Origin of the sequence: Collinsella sp. CLA-ER-H10, from assembly GCF_040092475.1 — a bacterium.
In the GTDB taxonomy this organism is placed as follows: Bacteria; Actinomycetota; Coriobacteriia; order Coriobacteriales; family Coriobacteriaceae; genus Collinsella.
In genome coordinates, this window is the sequence record NZ_JBBNLM010000023.1 from 21,990 (window position 1) to 29,185 (window position 7,196).

General features: G+C 63.8%; 5 protein-coding genes. All 5 read left to right on the plus strand.

Annotated features, from left to right (window positions below):
* The first annotated feature begins 29 nt into the window (after positions 1-29).
* The 5 genes from nth to AAAX36_RS08460 all read left to right on the plus strand — a co-directional run bounded on the left by nth (position 30) and on the right by AAAX36_RS08460 (position 7,158).
* Positions 30-695: an endonuclease III gene (gene nth / locus AAAX36_RS08440; protein ID WP_035136768.1), complete on the plus strand. Its 666-nt coding sequence runs from the start codon at positions 30-32 to the stop codon at positions 693-695.
* Positions 696-852: 157 nt separating this feature from the next.
* Entirely contained in the window at positions 853-4,485 is a 3,633-nt protein-coding gene (mfd, locus tag AAAX36_RS08445) for a transcription-repair coupling factor (RefSeq protein ID WP_349075069.1), read from the plus strand.
* Between the two features lie 80 nt (positions 4,486-4,565).
* A complete protein-coding gene (locus AAAX36_RS08450) occupies positions 4,566-5,429 on the plus strand; it encodes a phosphatase PAP2 family protein (RefSeq protein ID WP_349075071.1) in 864 nt (287 codons plus the stop codon).
* Positions 5,430-5,474: 45 nt separating this feature from the next.
* Positions 5,475-6,500, plus strand: a complete 1,026-nt coding sequence (locus AAAX36_RS08455) for an aminotransferase class V-fold PLP-dependent enzyme (protein ID WP_118271027.1) — start codon at positions 5,475-5,477, stop codon at positions 6,498-6,500.
* Between the two features lie 76 nt (positions 6,501-6,576).
* The gene (locus AAAX36_RS08460) at positions 6,577-7,158 is read left to right on the plus strand and encodes an N-acetyltransferase family protein (protein ID WP_349075073.1); all 582 of its coding nucleotides are present in this window, start codon (positions 6,577-6,579) and stop codon (positions 7,156-7,158) included.
* The last annotated feature ends 38 nt before the right edge of the window (positions 7,159-7,196 follow it).

The following is a 7,196-nucleotide window of genomic DNA, read 5'->3' on the forward strand; positions in this document are numbered from 1 at the left end:
TTATTGTGCCGTTGAGCCGAGGAGTCGTTATGCCACGCGAGACCAATGCCGCCAAGCGCGAGCGCGCCATCGAGGTGTGTGAGCGCCTCAACCGTCGCTATGGCCCGGTCGAGTGCTTTTTGGACCACGAGAATCCCTTCCGCCTGCTGATCGCGGTGCTGCTTTCGGCGCAAACGACCGATGCACAGGTCAACAAGGTGACGCCGCGGCTGTTTGCCCAGTGGCCCACGCCCGAGGCCATGGCCGGGGCGAGCGTGGCTGACGTGGCAGACACTATCAAGTCACTCGGCTTCTACAAGAGCAAAGCCAAGCATGCCGTCGAGGCCGCGCAGATGATCGTCGCCGACTATGGCGGCGAGGTGCCGGCCGACATGAAGGAACTCGTGAAGCTGCCGGGCGTGGGACGCAAGACGGCGAACATCGTGCTCAACGTGGGGTATGGCATCGTGGAGGGCATTGCGGTGGACACGCACGTCAACCGCATTGCGCACCGCCTGATGCTGAGTCCCAAGACGCATGCCAAGGAGCCGCTCAAGACCGAGCAGGATCTGCTCAAGATTTTGCCGCACGAGTATTGGGAGTCGGTCAACCATCAGTGGATCACCTTTGGTCGCGAGATCTGCGATGCCCGCAAGCCCAAGTGTGACGAGTGTCCGCTGGCAGATTTGTGCCCCAGCGTGCGCGTAGCGGGGTAGGGCGGAACGCATCTTCGTCTGGCGTTTTTTGCGGGGCTGGGTTTGCCCTTGAGCCGGAGTCCTCTCCATGCGCTACCATGACAGACAATGTATTTGACGTACGACCCGCCGAGCTTGCCCCGGCGGGCTTTTGGCGTTGCGATGCCGGAGGAACAGCATGCTCATTCACCGTATAGCCGCGCAGCTCTACACTGCCGAGGCACTGCAGACCGTCGAGGCCGGACTCGATGCCGGCGAGGACGTGACGCTGGCCGTGTCGCAGTCGGGCCGCACGCTTATGGCGGCCGCCCAGTTTGCGCGCCGCCCGCGCCCGACGGTCTACATTGTGAGCGGCGAGGATGCGGCTGATCGCGCCGCGCGCAGCCTTGCCGCCTATGTGGGCCTGGCGCACGTGTGCCGCTTTCCCGAGCGTAAGGACTATCCGTGGCGCGAGCAGGCGCCCGACGACGCCGTGGTGGCGCAGCGCTGCGAGGCATTGGGACGCATCGTGCGTGGGGACAACTGCATCATGGTTGCCTCGGCCCGTGCGTTGCTGCGTTGCGTGCCGCCGGTCGAGAGCCGCTATTGGGAGTCCACCACTTTTGCGGTGGGCGAGGAGATTCCTTTTGACGAGGTGCCGCAGCGCCTGGTGGGCATGGGCTACACCAATGCCGGCGCCGCCGACGCACCCGGCCTGTTCCGCGTGCACGGCGACACCGTCGAGGTGTTCCCCGCACAGGAGAAGGCGCCCGTGCGCATTGAGTTCTTCGGCGACGAGATCGATCGCATCCGCCGTATGGTGAGCTCAACGGGGCAGACCATCGGCAACGAGGACAGTATCGAGATCTTCCCCTGCCGTGAGCTGGCGCTTACCGACGATGCCGTCCACAACATGCACGTGGCGCTCTACCGCGCCAGCCAGGACGACAGCAAGCTGGCGGCGCTGCTCGAGATGGTGGATGCACGCATCGTCACGCCCGAGCTCGACCGCTTTTTGCCGGTGATGTACGGCCAGACCGTAAGCCCACTGGCACACGTGGGCGGCAAGGCGCTCGTGGTTCTATCCGAGCCGCGCTCGCTGTTCGACGACTGTCTGCGCGCCTACGAGGATATCGAGGCCCGTGCCGGCGAGGCGGGGATTGACCGCCTGGACGGCCTGTATGTGCGCGCCCAACAGCTCGATTTTGGTGCCCAGCAGCGCCTGAACTATGTGAGCCTCATCCGTGCCGGCGGTGCGGTGACGGCCGAGCTCAAGATTGAGCAGCCGGCCATCGCAGGCTCGGACAACCGTTTTATGACGCGCATCCAGGAAGTCGTGGGCAAGCGCTACGCCTGCGTGTTTGCCATTCCCGACCGCGGTGCGCGCGAGTCGATGGAGCTCACCTTTGGCGACGAGGGCATTACCTTTGAGGAATCGCTGACCGCGGCGCCCGAAAATGCCGGTGCTATCGGCGACCGCGTGCGCGTGGCAGCGGCGGATTCCGCCGACCGTGCCGCACGCCAGGAGGCCCATGCTTCCATTCGCGAGCGTAAGGCCGACGCGCTCAACGCCCGCTCGCTCGAGGCGGGTGCCGCCCAGGCTGCCGCTGGTGCCGCCGTGCCCACCATCTCGCGCGGACGCGTGACCTTTGTCGATGCCGCTCTGCCGCAGGGCGTGGTGGTGCCCGATGCCAACCTGGCCGTGTTCTCAATCGCCGACCTCAACGCCCGCATGGACGCCAACCGCGCGCGCAGCCGCCGCAAGGTGGACATTACGCAGATCACGTTCCCGTTTAAGCCGGGCGACTACGTGGTGCACGCCACTCACGGCATCGCACTCTTTAGCGAGATCGCGCGCCAAGAAGTGGGCGGCAAGGAGCGCGACTACTTTTTGCTGGAATATGCCGATGGCGACAAGCTCTACGTGCCGCTCGAGCAGGTCGACCGCATCACGCGCTATGTTGGCCCCGACGGCGACAAACCGCGCTTGACCAGGCTCAACACCGCCGACTGGACGCGTGCCACCAATAAGGCGCGCAAGAATGCCAAAAAGCTGGCGTTTGACCTGGTCGATCTGTATACGCGCCGCTCGTCGATTACCGGTATCGCCTGCCCGCCCGACACGCCCGAGCAGATCGAGATGGAGGAGAGCTTTCCCTACGACGAGACGCGCGACCAGCTGGAGGCCATCGCCGACATTAAGGCCGACATGGAGGCGCCCAAGCCCATGGACCGTCTGCTGTGCGGCGACGTGGGCTTCGGCAAGACCGAGGTCGCTCTGCGTGCGGCGTTTAAGTGCGTGGACTCCGGCCGCCAGGTCATGGTGCTCTGCCCCACGACCATTCTTGCCCAGCAGCACTACGAGACGTTCTTTGAGCGCTTTGCTCCGTTTGGCCTTGAGGTCGAGGTGCTCAGCCGCTTCCGCACGCCGGCGCAGCAAAAGCGCGCGCTCAAGGCGTTTGCCGAGGGCACGATCGACGTGCTTATCGGCACGCACCGCCTGCTTTCGGCCGATGTGAACCCCAAGAACCTGGGCCTGGTGATCATCGACGAGGAGCAGCGATTTGGCGTGCAGCACAAGGAGCAGCTCAAGAACCTGCGCGAGCAGATTGACGTGCTTACGCTTTCGGCAACGCCGATTCCGCGAACCATGCAGATGGCCACGAGTGGCGTACGCGACATGAGCCTAATCACCACACCGCCGACCGGGCGTCGTCCCGTGATCGTGCACGTGGGGGAGTACGACCCCGACGTGGTGAGCGCGGCGATTCGCCTGGAGGTGGGTCGCGGCGGCCAGGTGTACTACGTGTCCAACCGCGTCAAGACCATCGATGATGCCGTGGCGCGCGTGCACGAGGCCGCGCCCGAGGCACGCGTGGGCGTGGCGCACGGCAAGATGAGCCCGCGCGAGGTCGAGGACGTGATGATCGAGTTCGCGACCAAAAAGATCGACGTGCTCATCGCCACGACCATCGTGGAGAGCGGTATCGACAACGCGACCGCCAACACGCTGATCATCGAGGACTCGCAGCGCCTGGGTCTGGCGCAGCTCTACCAGCTCAAGGGTCGTGTGGGTCGCTCTGCCACGCAGGCCTATGCGTACTTTATGTTCCCGGGCGAGCTGCCGCTTACCGAGGAGGCCACGGCACGCCTGACTGCACTTTCCGAGTTCCAGGACCTGGGCAGCGGCATGCGCATCGCCATGCGCGACCTGGAGATTCGCGGCGCCGGCTCGCTTATGGGGGCCGAGCAGCACGGCAACCTGTCGAGCGTGGGCTTTGACCTGTTTACGCAGATGCTGGGCCAGGCCGTGGCCGAGGCACGCGGCGATGACGATGCCGGCGTGGAGGCGGCGAGCGTGGGCATTAACCTGCCGGCCGACTACTTCTTGTCCGAGGAGTACCTGCCGGCGGTGGATCAGCGCGTGCTCGTGTACCGTAAGCTCGCGGCGGCCGAGGACCTGGAGAGCATCGATGAGGTGCAGGAAGAGACCGAGGCCGCGCATGGCGAGCTGCCGTTGGCGGGACTCAACCTGTTCAATCGCGCACGAATCCGTATTCGCGGCGAGCGCCTTGGGCTCGAGAGCGTCACGCTCAGTGGCGGCCGCATCACCTTCTTAGGCGTTGACGTGCCCAAGAAGGTGGCCTTTGAGCTTAAGACCCGCTATGGCGCGGTGAACTTCCCCAAGAGCCGCAAGCTGTCGGTACCCTACAAGGCGGGCGCCGGTGCGGGCAGCGGCCTGGGTCGCGGCCTCGACGCCAACGACGGCACCGGCCCGGTGGCCGCGGCGCTCATGCTGCTGCAGCAATTAGGCGCGAGTGACGATGACTGACAAGTAAGGGGCGTGGCGGGGCGGAGTCATCTTTGCCTCGCCACGTTGCAGGTTGATTCCAGCCACATCGAAAGGAAAGCATGTTCGGATACATCTATAAGAAAGATGTCGCCATTATCGCGGTTATCCTTGCCCTTTGCCTGGGCGTGGGCAGCTTCTTCGATTATCAGATCTCGTGCGCGCTGTTCAACATCGGCAGCATGTACGGCCGCTTTATCGAGGCTGCCGGCGAGCTGCCGTTTGAGCTGACGGCGAGCATCGCAGGCGTTATGCTCGTGCGCGCGGTGCGTCCCGACTCCAGGGGGAGCAAATGGCTCGCCGTGCTCGGTATCCTCGTTAACGTTGGTCTGGCTGGCTACGAGATCGTTTCGTCCCTGCGGGCTGGCGGCAAACTCATTGCCGTTCAGCTGGTGCTGACGTTTGTGCTGGTGATTGCTGCTAACTTTATCGTCTATCGTCTCACGCGCGACACCGCGCCCGACGAGCTTATGCGCTGGGCGTTGATGGTACTTGCCGTGTGGGTCGCTCAGGCCATTATCCTCAACGTGGTCGTCAAGCCGCTGTGGTCGCGCCCGCGCATGCGCGTGATCGAGGTCACGCCGGGGCTCAATTTTCAGCCGTGGTGGGTAATCGGCAATCCCGACAAGTTGACCTATATCGCCGCCGGCGTAATCAAGGACGGGTTCAAGTCGTTTGCGAGCGGACACACGGCGCACGCGGCGATCGGTCTTATGCTCGCCGGGCTTCCCGCGGTGGCCTTTAAGGAAAAACCGTCGCGCCGCCGGGTGGTCTTTTGGACGGCGGCTGTGGTCGCGGCGCTCGTCGCGTTTGGCCGCATCGTGATCGGAGCACACTTTTTGAGTGACGTGAGCTGCGGTTTTGCTCTGGTACTGGCACTTGAGTGCCTTGCCGCGCGCATTGCCTATCCCAACGGCGTACAATAGCCCCGTTTGAATCATCGGGTCCGTGCCCGGCTAGAGAGGATTGCCATGCTCGCGTTTAACAACGACTATTCCCACGGTGCACATCCGGCAGTGCTGCAGGCGCTCGTCGACACCAACATGGAGCCGCAGCCCGGCTACGGTACCGATGCGCACACCGAGCGTGCCAAGCAGCTTATCCGCGAGGCTTGTCAGGCCCCCGATGCTGACGTGTTTTTTCTGGTGGGCGGCACGCAGGCCAACGCGACGGTGATCGACATGCTGCTTGCGCCCTACGAGGGTGTCGTTGCTGCCGAGACTGGTCACGTCGCCTGTCACGAGGCGGGCGCCATCGAGTTTGGCGGCCACAAGGTGCTCACCATCCCCGGCTACGAGGGCAAGATGCACGCCGAGGACCTCGAGAACTATATCCAGGTGTTCTACGAAAACGAGAGCTACGAGCACACGGTGTTCCCGGGCGCCGTGTATGTGAGCCTATCGACCGAGTACGGTACGCTGTACTCCAAGGCCGAGCTCGCGGCGATTCACGCGGTGTGTCAGAAGCGCGAGATTCCGCTGTTTGTGGACGGTGCTCGTCTGGCCTATGCACTGGCGGCCGATGAGTGCGACATTACCCTGCCCGAGCTGGCGCAGCTGTGCGACGTGTTCTACATCGGCGGCACCAAGTGCGGTGCGCTCTGCGGCGAGGCCGTGGTGTTCTGCGGCATGCACGCCCCGGCGCATCCCATTCCGCGTATTAAGCAGCATGGCGCACTGCTCGCCAAGGGCCGCCTGACGGGTGTGCAGTTCGAGGCGCTCTTTACCGACGGCCTGTATTTTGAGATTGGTCGCCAGGCGATCGAGACGGCCCAGGCGCTGCGTCGTGTACTGCACGAGCGCGGCTACCAGTTCTTCTTGGAGACGCCCACGAACCAGCAGTTCGTGATTCTGCCCAACGAGGACATGGCCCGCATTCGCGAGCATGCCTCGATCGAGTACTGGGAAAAGTACGACGAGACCCACACGGTGGTGCGCTTTTGCACCAGCTGGGCCACGACGCAGGAGGACATCGACGCGCTGGCGGCTGTCCTGTAGCCTGATGTAATAACGGGGGCCGCCTTGCGCTGGGCTTGGCGCAGGGCGGCCTTTGCTTTTGAGGGGGAGGGGCTGTATGCCCGAGATGTCCGAGCCGACGATTCGCCTGGCGACGCCCGATGATGCGCCGGCGTTGCTTGCCATCTATGAGCCGTATGTGCGCCAGACGGCGATTACCTGCGAATACGAGGTGCCGAGCGTTGAGGAGTTCGCCGGGCGCATCGAACGCACGCTCAAGCGCTATCCGTATCTGGTGATGGAGCTGGGCGGGCGTCCGGTAGGCTATGCCTATGTGAGCGCGCTTAACAGCCGCGAGGCCTACGACTGGTCGGTCGAGACGTCGATCTACCTGGCACGCGATGTGCGCCATGGCGGGCTGGGTCGCAAGCTGCACGATACGCTCAAGCAGTGCCTGATCGCGATGGGCATCACCAATATGTGCGCGCTCATCGCCGTGCCGCACGACAAGGACGACGAGTATCTAACGCACAATAGCCAGGACTTCCATGCCCATATGGGATATCGCTTGGTGGGCGCCTTCGATCGCTGTGCCCAAAAGTTCGGCCGCTGGTACGACATGTGCTGGATGGAGTTGGTCCTGGCCGAGCGCACGCCCAACCAACCCAAACCAACCTGGTTCCCCGATCTCCTCGCCTAAAACCACCACAAAGGTGCCTGTGAACTGCCTCCCATTTC

Coding starts and splice junctions, on each gene's coding strand:
- nth (WP_035136768.1), top strand. CDS start 30: ATGCCACGCGAGACCAATGCCGCCAAGCGCGAGCGCGCCATCGAGGTG.
- mfd (WP_349075069.1), top strand. CDS start 853: ATGCTCATTCACCGTATAGCCGCGCAGCTCTACACTGCCGAGGCACTG.
- AAAX36_RS08460 (WP_349075073.1), top strand. CDS start 6,577: ATGCCCGAGATGTCCGAGCCGACGATTCGCCTGGCGACGCCCGATGAT.
- AAAX36_RS08450 (WP_349075071.1), top strand. CDS start 4,566: ATGTTCGGATACATCTATAAGAAAGATGTCGCCATTATCGCGGTTATC.
- AAAX36_RS08455 (WP_118271027.1), top strand. CDS start 5,475: ATGCTCGCGTTTAACAACGACTATTCCCACGGTGCACATCCGGCAGTG.